Raw genomic sequence first — 18,864 nt, 5'->3', positions numbered from 1 at the left:
GTGGTTCTTTTTTGCTATCTCACTGTCTCTGCCATCGATGGTTTGAAAAAGCCGCACGGTACAACGCCAGCTGAAAGCTCAGCACGACCAGGTAGATGGGGATGGAGTAGAGGATTTGATAGCCGTGTTTATAATGGAACACGCCGACCTTGAATCCAAGCCATTCGAACAAGAGAGAGATGGCCGCCCATCCGAGAATATAGCCGATTGTTATGATTCCAGAGATCCGGAAACGCTCAAAGCCGTAGACAAACAAGTACCCGTAAGGGGCATACATCAGATAAGAGATTAAATCAAAAAACTCATAGCTTGAACTATCGCCAACATCGTACAGATCGAATGGAGGCACGGCAATCGTATGGTCAAAAATGAGCCCCAATGTCACGCTGATAAGCATATTAAAGATGGTCTGCAAGGGAGATAGCGTTCTTGGCAGCAGCCTATACACGGTGAAGCCTACTGTCATCAGAGCGATAACATACAGCTCATTACTATTGAAATGATGGTCATAAATGACTGATTTCATTATCGAATCCATCCTTCTTTTGAAGCCATCCACTGAAAGATCTTCCCGCATAATAAGGTGTATGCCAGAACCAGGAGAATCATCAGGGACTCATTGAGGTAGTTCCATTCTTTATAAATAAGAACCTGATTCCGGCGCAGTTCCATGCCGAGCAGCAGTTGTAAGCCATACGCGTAGACGGTTATACCGATCCTTACGCTGGTTTTTGACGATAAGAGAAAAACGTTTGCAAAAGCAAGCAGGATAAACGTTATGGTGAAGTCATTATGCAGAATCAAAGCGATAAAATGCGGGATGTTCTGATTGATTTGGAAAGAGTTAAGGTTGTGGCCGCTAATGGTCAGCTTGTTCGTAAGCACGACTTCAATGGCCATAAATAAAAGGAAGTTGACCGCAAGCGGAAGCTTAAGGCGCAAATTCATCAGCACTTGAATGCAGAACCACGCGTAAAGAATAAAAATAATGATAACCACGGGGGAACCCCCTTCCGTATCCAATCCAGTCCTGAAGGTAGATTTCCCTTTGCATGTTAAGAATATCCTTTAAGACACCACAAAAAAGCAGCCAGGCTTCAGAGCCTGACTGCTTAATACTTATTTCCGTTCCGTAGCGAAGTACAGCAGGGCAAGGGTCGGAAATGCGATTCCAATCCACAACGCCGTGCTCCATCCGCCTGTTGCGTAAGCCCATCCTCCGGCAGCCGATCCGATAGCTCCGCCAAAGAAGAAGATTGCCATGAACAACCCGTTTAGCCTGCTGCGGATATCCGCGCCAAGCGAGAAGATCGAGCGCTGGCTGAGTACGAGATTGGCCGACACTCCAGCGTCGAGCAGTATAGCGGCGATAACGAGAACAACCACGCCCACAGGCGAGCTGGTCTGAATCAGAAGAGGCAGAAGCACGGAGACGATAACGGTTATAAGGGCAATTGCGGTTGCGGGTCTGGTCCAGCCGCGGTCAGCCAGACGGCCGGCGAGCGGCGCCGCAACGGCGCCTGCAACTCCCACGAGCGCATAGAGGGCAATAGCCGTCTGCGAGAAATGGAATTTAGGGCTGGCCAGGAGCTGCGGCACGGTGGTCCAGAACAAGCTGAACGCCGCAAACAGCGTTGCGTGATAAAAAGCTCGGCGGCGCAGAATCGGCGTGGTCGGCAGCAGTCGCCACATGGAACCAAGCAGCGTCGTATAGCTCGTGGCTGCCGTTGGTTTTCTAACCGGCAGTACTTTAGCCAGAACAATGGCTAGAATAACAATCGCTGCGGCGGAAATCGCAAAGATGGCATGCCAGCCGAAGAAGTCCGCAACAAGGCTTGATATTGGTCTTGCGAGCATAATGCCGAGCAGTAGACCACTCATGACGTTTCCAACGACGCGTCCGCGTGAAGCATCGGATGCAAGGTAGGAGGCGAAGGGGACGAGTACTTGGGCGGCAACCGAACCTAAGCCAATGACAAGGGTAGCGGCTAGGAAAAGAAACGGTTGTTTCGCCAGCGCTGCGGTGACCAGCGCAGCAGCGGTAAGGAGCAAGGCGGTGACAACCAGCTTGCGATTTTCCACGATATCGCCCATCGGTACGATAAACAGGAGTCCCAAAACGTATCCGATTTGGGTCAGCGTTACAATCAGACCGGCGCTGCCGGCGGACAGACCGAGGGAGGAGCTGATTAATCCGACCAGGGGCTGTGCATAGTACAGATTGGCAGCAATCATGCCGCATGCGGTTGCGAGCAGTATCGTTAACCATGCAGGAATATTTTTCTCGAGCGTTTGCCCATTTGAAGCAGTCATAAGTACCACTCCTTGTTTGAAATTTTAATTACTGAACGCCGGGTTCACTAATTACTGATTAAATAATATACTGAACGTTCAGTTTTGTAAATAGGTGAAATGATTTCTCTTTCGGCGTCTTTTTTTGTATACTGAACGTATCGTTTCTAATCTCCCAGTCCAGACTCAAACCGTTGAAAGGGATGGTTCCGGTGGAAGCAAAAAGAGGGCGGCCGCGTAATGTGGAAACGCAAAATGCGATTCTTACCGCTTCTTATGATCTGTTATTGGAAAGCGGCTTTGAAATGGTCACCGTGGAAAAAATCGCCGAGCGCGCCAAGGTAAGCAAAGCGACGATATATAAATGGTGGCCGAACAAGGCGGCCGTCGTTATGGATGGATTCCTGTTTGCCGCGTCGGCTAGACTTCCCGTGCCCGATACGGGTGCCGTGTTTAGCGACGTTCTCATTCACGCATCGAATGTAGTCCGTTTCTTAACAAGCCCGGAGGGCAGAGTGATTAGGGAACTGGTCGGCCAGGGGCAGTTCGACGAAGGATTGGCGGAAGCCTACCGGACCCGGTATTTCAAGCCTCGCCGATTGGAAGCGAGAGGCCTCCTCGAGCGAGGCATTCAGCGCGGGGAATTGGAAAAAGATTTGGATATCGGTCTAGTTATCGACCTCATCTACGGACCGTTTTTCTACCGCTTGATGATAACCGGCGAAGAGTTAACGGAAGCTTATGTACGGCAGCTGGTAACAGCAGTATTCGATGGGATCCGCGCGAATCAAGGCGGATAAAAAGAAAAGGATCCTCAGGCTAACTTAGTTTAGCCCGAGGGTCCTTTTTTTCATACGGCTATTTAATCCGGATTTCTCCGTCATACGAAGCGATTACGCCATACAGATCCGGACGGCGGTCGCGGAAGATGCCCCACTCGATGCGCTGCGATTCCAGCTGGTCGAGATCGAATTCGGCAACAAGCACGCCATGCTCGTCGCGGCCGGCTTCGGCAATCAGATTGCCTTGAGGGCCGGCAATGAACGACGAACCATAGAAGTTGATCGACGAGTCCTCGTCAACTTCTTCGCCGATACGGTTGGATGCGATAACCGGCATCAGGTTGCATGCGGCATGGCCTCTCATGCACATTTGCCAATGATCCTTCGAGTCGATGCTGCCGTCTTGCGGCTCCGATCCGATAGCCGTCGGGTAGAAGAGCAGCTCCGCGCCCATAAGCGCCATGCTGCGCGCCGCTTCCGGATACCATTGATCCCAGCATACGCCAACGCCGATCGTGGCATATTTCGTTTTCCATACTTTGAAGCCCGTGTCTCCGGGATTGAAATAGAACTTCTCTTCATAACCCGGACCGTCGGGAATATGGCTCTTGCGGTATTTGCCAAGCACTTCGCCGTCAGCATCAATAACGGCAAGCGAGTTGTAGCGTGCCCAGTTCTTCTTCTCATAAAAGCTGATCGGAAGCACGACGCCAAGCTCCTTGGCGATGCCGCGGAAGTGGTTGACCGCTTTGTTTTCCTCCAGCTCGGTTGCATAGACGTAATAATCCGCCTTTTCCTTCTGGCAGAAATAAGGTGTCTCGAACAGCTCCTGAAGCAATATGATTTGCGCGCCTTGTGCCGCCGCTTCGCGTACGAGCGCCTCCGCTTTGCGGATGTTTTCTTCTATATTCGATGTGCAGCTCATTTGCGTGGCTGCTACTTTGACCGTTCTCATGAATGGCGTACCTCCTGAAAAGTTTTGCGAAGCGAAACTTGCTTCGTAAGTTTTCCTTGTGACACGTATATTACGCCCGGCGAGCAGGCATTTGTTGCGTTGTGCAGTGTACGTTGCCGCCTTCGCGGATAACCGCCATGCCGTCGATCGGACGAATGCGGTGATCGGGGAATGCCGCCTGCAGGGTTTCAATAGCCTTGCGGTCGGCTTCCGCAGCCGCGCCGCCGAATATAGGCAGGATAATGCCGCCGTTAACAAAATAGAAGTTCAGGTAGCTCAGCGTCAAACGAGTGTCCTCGTACTCCGCGTAAGGCGGCTGCTCGATTTCGATAATCTCGAGCTTGCGGCCTTTGGCATCCACCGCTTCGCTCAGGATACGGCGATTCTCTTCCGTGATCGCGTAATTCTCGTCGGAAGGATCGTTGCAAACCTGCAGAATAACTTTGCCCGGAGCCGCGAAGCAAGCGATGTTGTCGACATGGCCGTCGGTCTCGTCGCCGCTCAGGCCGCGCTTCAGCCATACGATCGTGTCCACGTTAACGAATTCTTTGACGTAACCTTCGATTTGCTCGCGGCTGAGCTCCGGATTGCGGTTCGTATTAAGCAGGCATTCCTCGGTGGTCAGAAGCGTGCCTTCGCCATCGGTATGGATAGAACCGCCTTCCATGACGAGCGGAGCATCGAATTGCTTCACGTCAACATGCTTCAAAATTTGCGGTGCAACGGCATCGTCCAGATCCCATGGCGAATATTTGCCGCCCCAAGCGTTGAACTTCCAGTTCACGCCCGCCAGCTCGCCTTCGGGATTCACGACAAACGTTGGGCCGTTGTCGCGCAGCCAAGCATCGTTATGCTCAATGGGCAGACATTCGACCGCATCATTGCCTGCGAACAGGGCGCTGACCTTCTCCAGATCTGCCGGGTTTACAACAACCGTAATCGGTTCGAATTCCGCGATTGCGGTAACAAGCTCGGCATAACCCGCGCTTACCTGCTCGTAATGCTCCGGATAGACCATCGAAGCTTGTACCGGCCAAGAGATGAATGTACGCTCATGCGCCGTCCATTCGGCCGGCATTGTATAGTTCAATTGTTTAGGATTCATATTAGGTAATATTCCTCTCTTATCGCAATGAAAATGTGTCTTTAGCGGGCCTAAGCCGCCTGAACCCCTCTTATCATATAACAAAAAGGTTGACAGCTCAATTACGGGGTTTATCCAGTTTTTTAGCGGGATTTTCCGTTTTGCCGCCGGATAAAGATTTGGTCTGGTATTGACCTTCATTAAGAAGACCCCCGAGCCTAACGGATCGAGGGTCTTCTTGTTGTTATGGGGCTATTATTGGCGGGCTACATGCCAGGCCAATTGGTCATGCTTATCAATCAGGTCGCCAACGGACGGCAGGATGAGTCCGGCATAGGGAGCGAGCTCTTCCCGCTGGCTTGTGCCGGATAGAACGCCAATGGCAAGTCCGGCCTTCGAATGCTGGGCGAATCTCATATCGGTTAACGTATCGCCAACGATGGCGACTTCGCTTGGCTGCAGTCCGGTCATGGCGCAAAATTCGTTCATCATGACGGGGCTTGGTTTTTTCTCGTAACGGTCCGAGGTGCCAATAAAATCAAAGTAGTGCGCAATTCCATATTTGTTCAGGAAAAAGAGGGTCGATTCATAATCGTCGGCCGTAGCGATTCCGAGCTTCAATCCTTTATCCCTCAGTCGTGGCAGCACGTTCTCCAAATCCGCCGTAGGCAGCAGCTGGTCGCGATGGGATTGGGTGAGCCTGTAAATCTCGTCCGTCATCCATTCATGCAGTCCTGCCGTTTGTTCCGGCCCATAACCATACTCGGAAAGTACCTTTAAGTAAGCCCCGGCAATATCCGCGGTTGTGCCCCCAGCCAGATACCCCTTCGAATCTACCTTCCCGTCCGCGCCGAGTCCAATGGACTCGAGCAGCGTTTCTTTTAAACCGGATGTTGGCTCATTCGCATCCATACTGGATAACAAGTGATCCGTAAATTCCTCCGCAATCGGTACCCAGAACGAATGGAATTGAATCAAGGTACCGTCTTTATCAAACAAAATTCCTTTAACCAGAAAATCTGACATCATTATCCCTCATTTAAATTGCTGTTTTTACGCATAAAAGCCCAACCTTGCGCGGCTGGGCTTTTTGTGAGCCGTAAGCTTATTTCGCGTTTTCATCCGGCTGATGAATGCCAATCACATTACCTTCGGTATCGATGTAATAGCCTTGCCAAGCCATACCCGGCAGCGCGTATTTCGGCAGGGCTACCTGGCCGCCAAGACTAAGAATTTTTGCCTCCGTCGCATCGTAGTCCTCCACGCCCATCGTGCATGCAAAGCCGCTTACCGGTTGTCCCGGCTGTGGAGGAGGACCCATGCGCTTCATCAGCGCTCCGTTAATCCCCATCGCATTGGCATCGCCCGTAGTAGCTCCGAAATAGGGCATACCCGCGTATCCGCTCCAATCCTCGAATGTCCAGCCGAATACCTCGCCGTAAAACTTCTTTGCACGCTCCATGTCATCGACATGAACTTCGAAATGAACGACTCTTCCCATAATAACCCTCCCAATTTTGGACTTCCTACTTTTTTCTTCTCATAGCGTTACCGTTCCTGCTTGAGATAAACCGTTTACGGAAATTATAATGTATCGAAGCAATTCCTTAGGCAGTGGAGGGGACAAGATGAACGAGAATAAAGCGGAGAAAACGATAACGCTTGGCATGGGCTGTTACTGGAGCCCGGAAGCTTTGTTCGGCGCGGTTCCAGGCGTGATCGGGACACGCGTGGGATTTGCCGGGGGAACAACGGCAGAGCCGACCTACCGCGGCATGGGCGATCATACCGAGACGGTTGAGCTGGGTTCGACCCTGCCCTTGTTTCCTATGACGAGTTGCTGGAGGTATTCTGGAACAACCATAATCCCTATAACATCAACGGTTATAAGGACATGCAATATCAATCTTTGCTGCTCTATCGGAATGAGGACCAGGCGGAGGCTTTCCGGAGGATGAAGAGCCGTATGGAGGACGCGAAGGGCATTTTGGATACGGAGCTGGCGCCCTTTAAGGCTTTTTATCCCGCTGAATCCAGGCATCAGAAATATTATTTAAAGCGGTTCCCGGATGCTGTGGAGAAGCTGAAGTCTTTGTATTCGTCAGAGGAGGAGCTGGAGAGATCCACCTTGGCCGCAAGGCTGAACGGAGTAGCGAAGGGGTTCCTCAATCTGGAGCGTCTGCAGCAGGAGATGTTGGGGTGGCCGTTAGCCGAAAACGAGCTGAAGGAGATGCTCTCCTTAATTCGACAAATTCGGTGGTAAGTAGTTCTTTCTTCATAAATGTTATAACATGTTATACTAATAATAAGTAGTCTAAAGGATTTAATTAAATATGATATATTGACATAATATTGACCTGATTTTATATTATTAGGTGACTGAAGCCGATCGTATACCCGCATGCGAATCGGCTTTTCTTTTGCCAATTCATATTTTTTCAGGAGGGATGTTTGTGACCGGTAAGACAAGAAGAAGGTCAAAGCTTATCGTATTGCCTATTGCTCTTGCACTCTCTGTTAGTCCCTTGATTCCAAACGGAACACCCCGTGCCCATGCCTTTGAGGCGGCAGACGCGAAGACCGCGATTGAAGCCTACAATAACGCGTTCTGGGATGCGAGTGCGAAGTACTTCTGGAAAACCTCCAAGCATGACGGGTATCAGGACTTTTGGGTGGAGGCCGAGCTGTGGGAGCTGGTGATGGATGCTTATCAGGAGGCAACGGATCCGGAGCTGAAGGCGAAGCTGCGCACCCAGATTGACGACGTGTTCGACGGCGCGGTAGCGAAGTATGGCCAGGATTGGACTAACAACACGTTTAACGATGACATTATGTGGTGGGCGATGGCTAGCACAAGAGCCTATCAGATTACGAATGACGCGAAGTATCTCGAGAGAGCGGAATATTATTTTAACTATGTGTACGATACCCAATGGGATGACGGGTTTGCGGGCGGCGGCATTTGGTGGAAGAGCGATGACCGTACGACGAAAAATGCCTGCATTAACTTCCCTGCCGCGGAAGCCGCGGTATTCCTGTATAACGCGACTGGCAATGCTCACTACCTGGATGCCGCTTCAAAGATCTATCGTTGGGGCAAAACGATGCTGACGGACGGCAACGGCAAAGTATTTGACCGGATTGAAACGCAAAAAGGGCCGGTTCCGGATGCGACCCACTATAATCAAGGCACGTTTATCGGCGCAGCCGTAGGTCTCTATCAGATTACGGGAGACAAGGTTTATTTGGACGATGCGCTCAAGGGGGCAACCTTTACAAAGGAGAGACTGGTCGATGCCAACGGGCTGCTGCGATACGAAGGACCGAACGGGGATCTGAAGGGCGGCAAAACCATTCTGATGCGTAACCTCGGCTATCTGCAGAAAGTTGTTAATGCCAGCAGCGAGAGCATGTACAAAACCTTCGCGGAGAGCTATAACGAGTGGCTGGCGTTTAATACGGATATGGCTTGGAACAATCGCAACGCGGCCAATCTGGTCGACAGCAACTGGGCAGGCCAGCAGCTGTCCGGTACCTTCGAGTCGTGGAGCTCGGCAGCGGCCGTACAAGCGCTCACCTCTTTGGAGCCGCAGGATGCGGAGCAGCTGGAGTATGCCGTTAAAAATCCGTATAACAAGGTCGAGGCGGAAAGCTTTAATATCGTAAACGGCCCGGGCATGGAGGGCAGCATCGAAGGCTCGATGCAACTAGGCGGTATTCAGGACGGCTATTATGCGGCTTATAAAAACGTGGATTTTGGCTCGGGACAAGGTGCAAGCGGTTTCATTGCTAGGGCTTCAAGCGGCACGGGCGGCGGTAAAATCGAGGTTAGGCTGGATGCTTTGGACGGTCCGAAGGTAGGAACTCTGAACGTCGAAGGTACTGGAGGCTGGAACAACTTTATTGATGCCGTTACGGTGCTGAAGGATGATCAAGGGAATACGAGCAATGTGACCGGTAAACACGATGTGTATCTGGTATTCAAAAAGACGAATGACTCGTATCTGTTTAACCTGAACTGGTTCAAATTTACGAAGACCGACCCAACCCGGACGGATGCTTACGCGAAGCTGCAGGCTGAGAATTTTGCGAGCAGCAATGGACTCAGCGTTAATTCCTCCGGACAATTTGCGGACGGCATTCACAATAATGCGTACGCGTCTTATAAGGATATTGATTTTGGCTCGGGAGCGGCAGGCGTAACGGTTCATATCGCCAGCGGCAATCAAGGCGGTTCGATTGAAGTGAAGCTGGACGGTCTTGACGGTCCAACGGCCGGCGTAATCGAGGTCCCCGCCATGGGCAGCTGGAATAAATGGGTGGATGTAACCTCTATTATCGATGATTCGCTGGCTGTTGGCGTTCATGATGTGTATCTCATTTTCCATGGGGCGGATGGCAGCGACTATCCTTGCAACCTCGACTGGTTCACCTTCTCGCAGATTAAAGGCACGGCAAGGGATGCTTACGGCAAGCTGGAGGCTGAAAATTTCACGAACAGCGTAAACGTGGGCACGGAGAATGGCGGCAACCAGACTTATCTGGCTGGCGTATACGGCCCGAATAACCCGTATGCGATGTACAATTATGTTGATTTTGGCGATGTTGGTCCAACGCAGTTCCACGTTCAGGCGGCAAGCGCAACAAGCGGCGGAACGATTGAGGCTAGAATTGACGGCATTAACGGACCTGTCATTGCCACGGCTAAGGTAAGCGGCACGGGCGGCTGGCAGACGTTCCAGGTCTTTGACGGTTCGATTGCGGCTGCGGCTCCGGTTACGGGCAAGCATCTGGTCTACCTGTTGTTCAAGGGGAATGACTGGCTGTACAACCTCGATAAATTTACTTTTGGCGATGCATCCGTCTTTACCGCCCCAACCTTGCCGCCAGATCCGGTTGATGACGGGGTTCCGCCGGGAGAGGTCGAGAATGTCCGGTTCACGCGCGACAATAGCAAGCTGACCGTGCAGTGGGACGGACCTTATGCGCTGGACGGAGATGTCGTGCGGCTTAAGCTGCTTCAGAGTGGCCAGCAAGTTGGCGAAACTGCGGAAGTGAAGCGGGGCGTTCAGTCGGCTGTGCTGAGCGGAATCGAAACGGACCAAAGCTATACGCTGGTGATCAGCGCGGCAGATAAGTCGGGCAACGTGTCAGCGGGTATTACAGTGGAAATCCCGGCAGTGCCCGTCTATTCTTTGACGGCTAACGGATCGAAGCTTGCGGAAGGCGCCGTGCTCGAGGATGATGGGTACTTAAGCTTCCAGGCCGGAGACGGCAAGACGACGGTCCGTTCGGCCAGCCTTACTTTTGACGGTAAAACGTATGACGGAACAAAGCTTAGCATTGAGCTCGCCGGTCTTTTGGGAGCGAAAGCTGTCGTTGTAGCCGTGGAGGATGCGGCAGGGAACAAGCTTCAGAAGACGATTCAGATTCAGGTGAAGACAAGTACCGGAAGCATGAGCAAGCTGGTTGAACGGTACCAAGCTTCGGGCGAGGTCGGCAAGTCTCTTGCTTCTCAGCTTTCGGCGAGTCTAAAGCAGGCGCAGCATCACTTGGACAAAGGACATCGCGATCAGGCGATCAAGCAGATGCAGGACTTCATGAAGCAGCTGGATAAGGCGAAAAGCGGCGACCTTACGGCACAAGCCAAAGCCGTATTAAATGCCGATGCGGCAGCGCTGATCGCAAGTTGGAAGAAATAATAGACTGAGTAAAGGAAGAAAGAGGTGTAACATACCCCTCCTTCTTCCTTTTTTTTGTCCAGACAAATAAATGCCAAATGGAGGAAACTTTTGGATCTATTCGGAAGTCTAATAGTTAGTAATTGCAAAGAATACGAACAGAGACGAGGGAATTCGATTTTGCCGAAGCGTAAAACTAGCGCATGCCAACTCCTTATGGGGTTAGCGGCGGCTTCATTATTATTTACAGGCTGTTCATTTGAAAAGGAAGCCGCTTATTCTTCTTCAGCAGCAGATGAGACAGCTGGAGCTCCGCTTGCATCGCTGCCTGAACACCATATTTTTCTGTATGCTGGAACAGATGACACGGTAAGACTGCAAATAGAGGGTAATGAGCATGAGATGAGTTGGATTCCTACAACGCCAAGAGGAATAATGCCAGAGCTAAAGGTGTATGATTTTGACGGGGACGGGGAACAGGAGCTAGCTGTTATTCTTAATGTTGGATCGGGAACGGGTATCAGCCTCTATGAGCTTCACGTTGTTGAATATCAATCTGCTGGGGCTCGCGTTGGCCAAAAACTGCAGGACTACATCTTTGCGCAGAATGACTATATGAAAAAGCTTGCAACGGAAATTCAATTCAAAAAGTCCATAAAAAACAAGGAGCTGTTCGGACAGATTGTCCTTGGCGGTCAATCCTATGAAGTAAAGCTTGCTGAGTATCAAAAGGAATATGGGGAAGAGAAAATCGGTAATCAGCTTGGATATGGCGGAATTGTACGTTTTGAAGCGGCAGAACAAGGGTTGAAATTAGTTGTAGCTATCGGTCTGGCAATAGAGGGTGTTGCGGAGCCTCAGTATATTGGCGAGGTAGATGCGAAAGTTACCTATTCTTCCGAAGGTATTTTTACCCTGGACAATTTTCAATTTAGAGCAGTCTGAAAGTAGAGAAGGAGGGGGCAGGCTGCCCCTCCTTCGATTTTTATCCCTGTTTTTATTGCAGCTTCCAGATGCGGTACAGAATAACCGCTGCTTCCGCGCGTGTCAGCTGGTCTTGCGGAGCAAGCTTGCTGCCGCTGCCTTGAACAACGCCGGCTTTTACAAGCGCTGCTACGCTGTCTTGCGCATAGCCCGCAACACTTGCTGCGTCGGAGAATGCGTTCAGGGAGCCGCCTGCCGGCAGCTGCTTGCCGAGTATAGCAAGAGCACGAGTAGTCAGCACCATCATGTCTTGACGGGAAATGCTGCTGTCTGGTTTGAACGTATTATCCTCAAAGCCGGTCGCGATGCCCAGCTGCTTCGCAACAGCCAGCTCATTATAGTAATAAGCGTTGGCCGGCACATCGCTGAACATGGCGACATTCGTAGTTCCGGTGCCATGGAGTTCAAGCGCTCTTACCAGAAGAGCGATAAAGTCAGCCCGCTTAATGGAAGCAGCAGGGGAGAAGGTGTTCTCTCCAGTGCCTTTGATCACGCCGCGGGAGGCCATAGCGTCAATCGCTTCTTTGGCCCAAGATACATTTGCCAGGTCGCCAAACGTTTTGAAGACGGATACGGCTGCATAAGTGCTGAAATGCGTCGTTTGGAAAACGACTGCTCCAAGCTTCGCGTCATATCTGCTGTTTGGTACCGGAGTTGCTTTGCCGCTGCCATCGATATACCAGATCACGATATGCTCCGGATGCTTGAGCTCTTCGGCAGTTGGCGTGTAAGGAATAGCAACCGTTACAGGCGCGGCAGGGTTGTTCCACGCGATTACATTGCCGCTCGCAACAAGGCTGAGGTCGATAACCGGACGGTTGCCGATCAACTCGCGGGTCGCGGTATCCACGTTATCCAGTGAAGCCTTCGCTACCCGGATGGAAACTTGATCCGTAGTCACATTCGTGTTCGCCAGCATATTGCTTGGAATTTGGATAAAAGCGTTGGCGATTTTGGCCGTCAGCTGGTATCCGTCTTGGTTCTTTAAGCTTTGTGTCGGCAGTTGAACAGCATACGAAGCCGCATTTGCCTGCAGCGGCACGTCGATGACGACTTGCTTCTTGCCGCCTGCCGCCGGAGTCGCCTGCTCGAGCGCCTTTTTCAGGTCGTCGCCGGTAACCGTGCCAACGGCATTGCCGTTAGTTGTTTGGACTTCAGGCTTCAGCGTTGTGGAGCCGTCAGGGTTTTTCACCACATTGCCGGTTTGCGGTAAGGAGCCGCTAGTGTCGGTTCCGCCGGTGCTTTTGCCAGCCAGCGTAAGCTCGCCGTATACCGATGTATCCTGGTAACCGTTGCCGGTCGTGTCATTCCATGCGGCAACGCTGGTGCGAGCACCGTCCGTTGCGTCATTGATTTGTACGTCGAAGCCAAGCTTCTTCTGATTGGCAGGCGTTACGGCCGTCAGAGGAATTTTCAGCTCAACGGTGTAGCTGTTAGCCGTTTTCTTGGTTTGAGACTCGAAGCCGGCTGCAATGCTTGGCGGACTAAACGAAGTTTCGTTGTCAAAGTTAACGCGGTATTGTCCGTCATCGCTTTGATAGAAGGTCGTTTTTCCATTGTTTTGGTCCAGGAAGACCTCGACGGAATCCTGTTCCCATGCGTTGTTGTTAGCCTTGTTGAGCTGAGTGTCGCTGACTTGTACGAGCACGTACAGGTTCTGATCGTCCCAGAGCGCTTTGGCCGTACCGGTTGCACCCTGCCAAGCCATCTGGTAACGATTGACCGGGATAGACTGTGCTTTGCTCCATACGGAATCTACGGTGCCGTCAATTACCGGCGTACCGTATTGGGCTTCTGCCTGGTTGGCATCCTTTGCTTGAGGCGCATGATCTTTGATGTATTTGTCCGGGTCAATGACGCCGTAGTAGGCCGGTTTAGCCTGCAGGTTCTTGTCGAACAGAAGCGGGTTGTTCTCGGCTCTCCAGCTCGTGTTATCGTCCATGCCCCAGAACGTTACGCGCGCGATATGATCCGCATGCTCCTTGTAAAGCTTGAACAACTGGGCGTACAGATAGGCCTGAGCTGTAGACAGATTTTCAGGAAGCGTGTAGTTGGTTCCTGCCGTAACGTCAAGCTCGCTTACGCTGACTTCAACGCCCAGAGATATAAATTTCTCCAAGGAAAGCTTTACGTTCTCCGGATTGGTGTTGATGTTGTAATGCCCCTGCATTCCGATACCGTCGATCAGCAGCTTGCCGTTGTGGGCTGCGGCGTAACGATCGTTAATATCTTTTACCATGTTGTAGATAGCCGTTGCTTTGTTCTGATTATCATCATTGTAATCGTTGTAGTACAGCTTGATGTTCCAATCCTGATGGTCATCGAGCACTTCCCTTGCGGCAAGGAATGCCTGCTCCACGTAGTCCGGCCCGATGGCCTGATACCAAGGAGTCTGACGCAGCGAGGCTTTATAATCGGCCGGATTGGACGGATTGTCGTTCATCGCTTCGTTTACAACGTCCCATGAGATGACCTTGTTGCCGAAATGCTTCATAACGGTCTGGATGTGCGTTTTCAGGTTAACCAACGCCTCGTCGCGTCCGAGCGGTACCGTGTTGTTGTTGGCATCCTTCTTGGTGTTCAGCCAAGCAGGCGATTGCTGGTGCCAGACCAGCACGTGGCCGTGCATTTTCATGCCTTCCGCCAGTACTTTGTCGACCATGGCGTCGGCTGCCGTGAAGGTGAAGTTGCCTTTCGTTGGCTGCAGGGCATCCGGCTTCATCGCATTGCCTGCGGTTACAACATTATGATGCATCTTCAGCAGCTCGAGACGTGTTCCTTCCAAATCTTCCGCGGAGATGGCGTTGCCGATCAGGAAGTCGTTTTTGTATACGTCTTTAAGTGGAGCCAGATCCTTCTGAATGCCGACAGGGCCGGAGCCTGTGCTCTCGAAGCTGATATCGTCAATATAGTAGGATGCTGTTGCATTGGAGCTTTGCACGTAAATGGTCAGATATTCGCCGCCTACGCTGTTATAGCGATAGTTGCCTTGCAGCTGAACCCAGCCGTCTGCGGCGGTAACCGTTTTGCTTGCCAGACTTGGGTAGTTGGCGCTGCCGCCGTCTCCGATTTGGGAGGAAAGCTCAAGCTTGGTGCTTGTTTCAGGTGACAACAGCTTCACCCAAGCGGTCACTTTATACTCATAGCCTTTATCTACGTACTTCTCCACACGCAGGGAAGGGCCGTGCCAGTCTACTGTTCTGCCTTCTACCTTCAAGGCATAGGAGCCGTTTGCCGTATGGTTAGCTTCATTCGTAACCGTCAGCGTTTCCGTGCCTGCACGGCCCGTAAAGCCTCCGGTTGTTTGATCTTCAAACGTAATGGTGTTGAAAGGCAGGGCTGGAGGTCTGGTGTAGGTGATCACGATATCTCCAATGTAGAACGGAACGGTTTGTCCCACACTGTTGGATTGAACGCGAAGCGTTGTATCCTTGCTGGTATCAACAGTAAAGGTATTCGTTAATGTAAAGGCGGCTCCGGCTGCATAATTCGCGCTGGCGACTACGCCATAGCTGCCGATCGTCTGCAGATAGGCTTTCGCGCCGGAAGGAATTTCAGTGCCTGCATCCACATAGCCGGTAACCGTTACTGTATAGGTTTTACCGTTTTCCAGGCCGATGTCAGCATAGTCGAAATCAGCTGCGTCATAGTCAACCGATCTGTTGCTGACGTATAAAGCTTTTCCGTCTTCATTGCCAGCAAAAGCTTTGTTTGTGACCGGTGTGAGGGTGGCGCTTCCCGATTGTTTAGTCAAACCCGCGCCAGCTGCAAAATCCTCATGGTAAATCGTAGTTGCGTCTGTGCCATTGCCGGGTTCCACAGAGTCAACAGAAGTAATGACAATATCGCCGATGTAGAATGGGACGCCCGCGCCTTCATCATTCGATTGAACACGAAGCTGCGTACTCTTGCTTGTATCGAGCGTAAATTCTTTCGTAAGAGTAAAGGCGGCTCCGGCTGTGAGTGCTGCATTCGTCAAGAAGCCGAAGTAGGAGGTGCCGTTTACGTCTTGAAGATTAGCCTTGGCGCCTGCAGGCACCGTCACATCCCCGTCCACGTAACCTTTCACGGTTACCGTATAGGTTTTGCCGTTTTGCAGACCGATGTCGGAGTATTTGAAGTCGGCTGCATCCCAGCTGTCCTTCCGGTTACTTACATATAAAGCGCTTCCATCTTCATTGCCGTCAAATACTTTCCCTGTTATGGTAGTCAAGCTGGCACCGCCGGATTGAGTCGCCTTTCCTTTATCAACTGCAAAGTCTTCGTGATAAACAACGGTTGGATTCGCTGCCGCTTCCGCAACAGGCGCTAGTCTGCCAATCGGGATCAGCAGCGCAGCTGCAAGCACGATCGAGACAAGCTTTTTCCAGGATCTACTCATGTATGGCATTCCCCTTCGAAAATATTATTTTTATTAAGCGCTTACAAAACGTTGTAGAGGCCCCTCCTTTCCTAGAGAGATTATAGCGTGTATTAAATTTGGAGTTACTATAAGAACTAAATGACTTACTGCACTTATTTAACATTTCATGCAAAAAAAGAGCACGGTATCGTTAAGGCTGCGATGACGTCAGTAAAAGCAGGGCTCAACGATGCGGCGCATCGCTAAGCTGCCAAGAAAGTCCCGTTTTGGCCGTAAATCGCGCGAAAATGGGATCCTTAACGATGTGCGGCATCGTTAAGACCGCCTAAGGGGCGGAAAAAGCAGAGCTTGACGCTGTGCGGTATCGTTAAGGCTCTCGAGGCGTGATGCGTCACATCGCATCGGGCTTTTTAAAGGGCAAGCTTCTTCTGCTTTTCGCGGAAAAGCATGTAGAAGAGCAGCGAAGCGGTCACGTACAAACAGCCCGTGATGCTGAACGTAACCGCATAACCCCAATAGTAGCCGTGGGATGAGATGATATGCGATTGCACCGGGCCCATGGTGGCCCAGCCGAGCATAAAGGCGGTCTGCATGACCGAGTTAGCCAGGCTTTGACTGCGGGCGGAGACCCGGTTCATGAGTGTCGCGGACAGAAGCGGGTTTGCCGCGTTCATCAGCGCCTGGCGGAATAGGAAGCTGACCGAAGCGACCAGCAGCATATTCGTAAAGCCGGTAATAAGCAGGAACGGCAGCGACAAGGTCTGGAAAATGACGATCGCCTTCACTTGTCCGACCCGGCTGGCCAGCGTAGGGCCAATCAGCATGGAGAAGATGGTCATCACTTGTCCAAGCGAGAGAAGAAAGCTCATGCCGCTGAGCGAGATTTCAAAGCGGTTCGTGAAATACAGGTTCAGGTAAGGGATAACAAGCCCGGAACCGATGCCGATCAGCAGCTCTACAGCGGCAAAGGCAGCGATGAAGCGAAGTTCTTTGTTAACCGAAACAGGCGGAGAAACTGCCGGTTGGTGACGCTGTTCCTTCGCGGTGACTGCCCGTCGTTTGCTTTCCCGCATCGCCTGAAGCGGCACGAATGCCCCGATTGTCGCGATACTGCCTGCCAGCAGGACAAGCTTGAACGAGAGCTGCGTGCTTACACCGGCATCCTGCAAGAAGTCGGAAATGACGCCGCCGCCAAGACTGCCGGCTACCTGAGCCGCCAGGACAAACGCGGAGTAGATGCTGAAGATGCGCAGCCGGTCTTTTTTGTCCACGTTGTCGGAAAGGAAAGGGATGGCCAGCACCTGAAATACGGTCGCAAAAATCCCGGTCAGAACGGCCATCGCTACCAGACTGCTCTCCGATTCGAATAACGACCGGCCCGCCAAGATAACGCCGCTGCATAAGGCGCCGATAACAAGCAGCCGCTTGCGGCTGATGCGGTCGCCAAACAGGCCGATCGGAATAAAGCAGATGGCCGTGGCGAGCGACTGCATGCTGACGACCGTCCCGCTCATGGCGTCGGGGTAGCCTAGCTCGTGAATATATAAGTTGTAGAGTACCGAGAACAAGCCCGTACCGAATTGATATAACATGTTCGACAGGAAGAAGAGACGGATATTGCGGGACCAGCCTCTCCATTCCGCGGCGGTAGATTGAATGAATTTCATGATGTAGGTGCCTCCCGATGCTATTCCAACCATCTACAATACTACCGGCCCGGCTGTAAAGCAATCGGAAATTGTTGCGGATCATGTTATGCTAGAGGAAGAAAATTGAAGAGATGAGGGAACGAAATGCAGACGTTTGTTGTGCTGGGTTGTATTTTGATGGCCGTAGCGGTAGCCATAGGCGCGTTTGGCGCGCATGCGCTGAAGAGCCGAATCGAACCGGACAAGTTGAAGGTGTACGAGACAGGCGTGCAGTATCACATCATTCATGCATTGGGATTAATCGGCGTTGGTCTCCTCGCGGACCGTTATCCGGATTCGGGTATGATCTCAACGGGAGGCTGGCTCTTGGCAGTGGGAATTGTATTGTTCTCCGGAAGCCTGTACGTGCTGAGCCTAAAAAGAGTGCGTCTGCTTGGCCCGGTCACGCCGCTTGGCGGCTTGTCCTTTATTGCGGGTTGGGTGCTCATAGCGATTGGCGTGCTGTAAAAAACGGAACAGTATCCTGTATTTGCCGACTATGCTTGCTGCCAGGTGTTTGTCTTATCATTATCGCTTGTTCGACGAATGCAGAAAAGCCAGCCGCAAAGAGGCTGGCTTTTTTGCATGCTGCCTCCGGCTTCCTCGATAAAGCCATTTCGCCTTTGACGAAGCAGAAGAGGCAGCCTAAGCTTTGCATGGAACATGGCTGCGGCTGTCCTTCGGAGACGCATCTACTCGGAACCGCTGCCAAAGCGCTTCGCGTTTCGAATCCGCGCGCGCTCGATCTCGACCTCGCGATTACGCGGCTCGGCATTCGTGACCAGCGAGCTAAGCAGCTTGCGCGCCGCCTCGGTGACCTCTTCGATCGCTAGATGGAACACTTCCTCATTAGCCTTAGACGGCGTGTTGAATCCAGACAGCTTACGGACGAACTGGAGCGCTGCCGCCTGAATTTCCTCATCGGATGCCGGCGGATCGAAATTATACAGCGTCTTAATATTTCGGCACATAAAGCTTCTCCTTTCGGTTGTCCAGCGTTGCCTTTATATTACTACATCGACTGCGGCCGGGCCA

Annotated in this window: 16 protein-coding genes; 6 read left to right on the top strand and 10 right to left on the bottom strand. The window is 51.8% G+C overall.

The features are described from left to right. Window positions 1-19: 19 nt before the first annotated feature. From WFK81_RS24325 to WFK81_RS24315, 3 genes are all read right to left on the bottom strand, one after another. Window positions 20-526, bottom strand: a complete 507-nt coding sequence (locus WFK81_RS24325) for a hypothetical protein (protein WP_336789219.1) — start codon at window positions 524-526, stop codon at window positions 20-22. After that, window positions 526-999: a hypothetical protein gene (locus WFK81_RS24320; protein WP_336789218.1), complete on the bottom strand. Its 474-nt coding sequence runs from the start codon at window positions 997-999 to the stop codon at window positions 526-528. Before WFK81_RS24320 ends, WFK81_RS24325 begins: the two co-directional genes overlap by 1 nt. A gap of 120 nt (window positions 1,000-1,119) precedes the next feature. Then, a complete protein-coding gene (locus tag WFK81_RS24315) occupies window positions 1,120-2,313 on the bottom strand; it encodes an MFS transporter (protein WP_336789216.1) in 1,194 nt (397 codons plus the stop codon). 191 nt (window positions 2,314-2,504) lie between these two features. On the opposite strand from WFK81_RS24315, the gene WFK81_RS24310 reads away from it, so the two are divergent. Beyond that, the gene (locus WFK81_RS24310) at window positions 2,505-3,092 is read left to right on the top strand and encodes a TetR/AcrR family transcriptional regulator (protein WP_336789214.1); all 588 of its coding nucleotides are present in this window, start codon (window positions 2,505-2,507) and stop codon (window positions 3,090-3,092) included. A gap of 58 nt (window positions 3,093-3,150) precedes the next feature. Here WFK81_RS24310 and aguB read toward each other — a convergent pair whose 3' ends face one another. From aguB to WFK81_RS24290, 4 genes are all read right to left on the bottom strand, one after another. Continuing rightward, complete coding sequence (gene aguB / locus WFK81_RS24305) at window positions 3,151-4,029, bottom strand: N-carbamoylputrescine amidase (RefSeq protein ID WP_336789212.1); 879 nt, start codon at window positions 4,027-4,029, stop codon at window positions 3,151-3,153. A 70-nt stretch (window positions 4,030-4,099) separates the two neighbouring features. After that, window positions 4,100-5,134, bottom strand: coding sequence for an agmatine deiminase family protein (locus WFK81_RS24300; protein WP_336789211.1), 1,035 nt, complete (start codon window positions 5,132-5,134; stop codon window positions 4,100-4,102). Window positions 5,135-5,368: 234 nt separating this feature from the next. Next, window positions 5,369-6,139 (bottom strand): HAD family hydrolase, encoded by a 771-nt coding sequence (locus tag WFK81_RS24295; protein ID WP_336789210.1) that lies wholly within the window; start codon window positions 6,137-6,139, stop codon window positions 5,369-5,371. A gap of 79 nt (window positions 6,140-6,218) precedes the next feature. Further along, window positions 6,219-6,614, bottom strand: a complete 396-nt coding sequence (locus tag WFK81_RS24290; RefSeq protein ID WP_336789209.1) for a VOC family protein — start codon at window positions 6,612-6,614, stop codon at window positions 6,219-6,221. A gap of 127 nt (window positions 6,615-6,741) precedes the next feature. Here WFK81_RS24290 and WFK81_RS24285 point away from each other — a divergent pair, with 127 nt between their 5' ends. The 4 genes from WFK81_RS24285 (at window position 6,742) to WFK81_RS24270 (ending at window position 11,739) form a co-directional block, all read left to right on the top strand. Then, the gene (locus tag WFK81_RS24285; protein WP_336789207.1) at window positions 6,742-7,071 is read left to right on the top strand and encodes a peptide-methionine (S)-S-oxide reductase; all 330 of its coding nucleotides are present in this window, start codon (window positions 6,742-6,744) and stop codon (window positions 7,069-7,071) included. Beyond that, window positions 6,954-7,376, top strand: a complete 423-nt coding sequence (locus WFK81_RS24280) for a peptide-methionine (S)-S-oxide reductase (protein ID WP_336789241.1) — start codon at window positions 6,954-6,956, stop codon at window positions 7,374-7,376. The genes WFK81_RS24285 and WFK81_RS24280 overlap by 118 nt, the downstream gene beginning before the upstream one ends. Before the next feature lie 190 nt (window positions 7,377-7,566). Continuing rightward, window positions 7,567-10,815, top strand: coding sequence for a carbohydrate-binding protein (locus WFK81_RS24275; protein WP_336789205.1), 3,249 nt, complete (start codon window positions 7,567-7,569; stop codon window positions 10,813-10,815). Window positions 10,816-11,010: 195 nt separating this feature from the next. After that, window positions 11,011-11,739, top strand: a complete 729-nt coding sequence (locus tag WFK81_RS24270) for a hypothetical protein (RefSeq protein ID WP_336789203.1) — start codon at window positions 11,011-11,013, stop codon at window positions 11,737-11,739. Window positions 11,740-11,791: 52 nt separating this feature from the next. Here WFK81_RS24270 and WFK81_RS24265 read toward each other — a convergent pair whose 3' ends face one another. Together WFK81_RS24265 and WFK81_RS24260 are read right to left on the bottom strand one after the other, a co-directional pair. After that, a complete protein-coding gene (locus WFK81_RS24265) occupies window positions 11,792-16,159 on the bottom strand; it encodes an endo-1,4-beta-xylanase (RefSeq protein WP_336789201.1) in 4,368 nt (1,455 codons plus the stop codon). Window positions 16,160-16,551: 392 nt separating this feature from the next. Then, window positions 16,552-17,808 carry an MFS transporter gene (locus WFK81_RS24260; protein WP_336789199.1) on the bottom strand — a complete coding sequence of 419 codons (1,257 nt, stop codon included), beginning with the start codon at window positions 17,806-17,808 and terminating at the stop codon, window positions 16,552-16,554. Between the two features lie 126 nt (window positions 17,809-17,934). On the opposite strand from WFK81_RS24260, the gene WFK81_RS24255 reads away from it, so the two are divergent. Next, window positions 17,935-18,297 (top strand): DUF423 domain-containing protein, encoded by a 363-nt coding sequence (locus tag WFK81_RS24255; RefSeq protein WP_336789197.1) that lies wholly within the window; start codon window positions 17,935-17,937, stop codon window positions 18,295-18,297. 224 nt (window positions 18,298-18,521) lie between these two features. Here WFK81_RS24255 and WFK81_RS24250 read toward each other — a convergent pair whose 3' ends face one another. Next, window positions 18,522-18,800, bottom strand: a complete 279-nt coding sequence (locus WFK81_RS24250) for a DUF2277 domain-containing protein (protein WP_336789195.1) — start codon at window positions 18,798-18,800, stop codon at window positions 18,522-18,524. Between the last annotated feature and the right edge of the window lie 64 nt (window positions 18,801-18,864).

Source organism: Paenibacillus sp. MMO-177 (assembly GCF_037147795.1).
Taxonomy (GTDB): Bacteria; Bacillota; Bacilli; order Paenibacillales; family Paenibacillaceae; genus Pristimantibacillus.
This window is presented reverse-complemented; position numbering and strand designations above follow the sequence as displayed.

Coding starts and splice junctions, on each gene's coding strand:
- WFK81_RS24325 (WP_336789219.1), bottom strand. CDS start 526: ATGAAATCAGTCATTTATGACCATCATTTCAATAGTAATGAGCTGTAT.
- WFK81_RS24315 (WP_336789216.1), bottom strand. CDS start 2,313: ATGACTGCTTCAAATGGGCAAACGCTCGAGAAAAATATTCCTGCATGG.
- aguB (WP_336789212.1), bottom strand. CDS start 4,029: ATGAGAACGGTCAAAGTAGCAGCCACGCAAATGAGCTGCACATCGAAT.
- WFK81_RS24300 (WP_336789211.1), bottom strand. CDS start 5,134: ATGAATCCTAAACAATTGAACTATACAATGCCGGCCGAATGGACGGCG.
- WFK81_RS24295 (WP_336789210.1), bottom strand. CDS start 6,139: ATGTCAGATTTTCTGGTTAAAGGAATTTTGTTTGATAAAGACGGTACC.
- WFK81_RS24290 (WP_336789209.1), bottom strand. CDS start 6,614: ATGGGAAGAGTCGTTCATTTCGAAGTTCATGTCGATGACATGGAGCGT.
- WFK81_RS24285 (WP_336789207.1), top strand. CDS start 6,742: ATGAACGAGAATAAAGCGGAGAAAACGATAACGCTTGGCATGGGCTGT.
- WFK81_RS24270 (WP_336789203.1), top strand. CDS start 11,011: ATGGGGTTAGCGGCGGCTTCATTATTATTTACAGGCTGTTCATTTGAA.
- WFK81_RS24265 (WP_336789201.1), bottom strand. CDS start 16,159: ATGAGTAGATCCTGGAAAAAGCTTGTCTCGATCGTGCTTGCAGCTGCG.
- WFK81_RS24260 (WP_336789199.1), bottom strand. CDS start 17,808: ATGAAATTCATTCAATCTACCGCCGCGGAATGGAGAGGCTGGTCCCGC.
- WFK81_RS24255 (WP_336789197.1), top strand. CDS start 17,935: ATGCAGACGTTTGTTGTGCTGGGTTGTATTTTGATGGCCGTAGCGGTA.
- WFK81_RS24250 (WP_336789195.1), bottom strand. CDS start 18,800: ATGTGCCGAAATATTAAGACGCTGTATAATTTCGATCCGCCGGCATCC.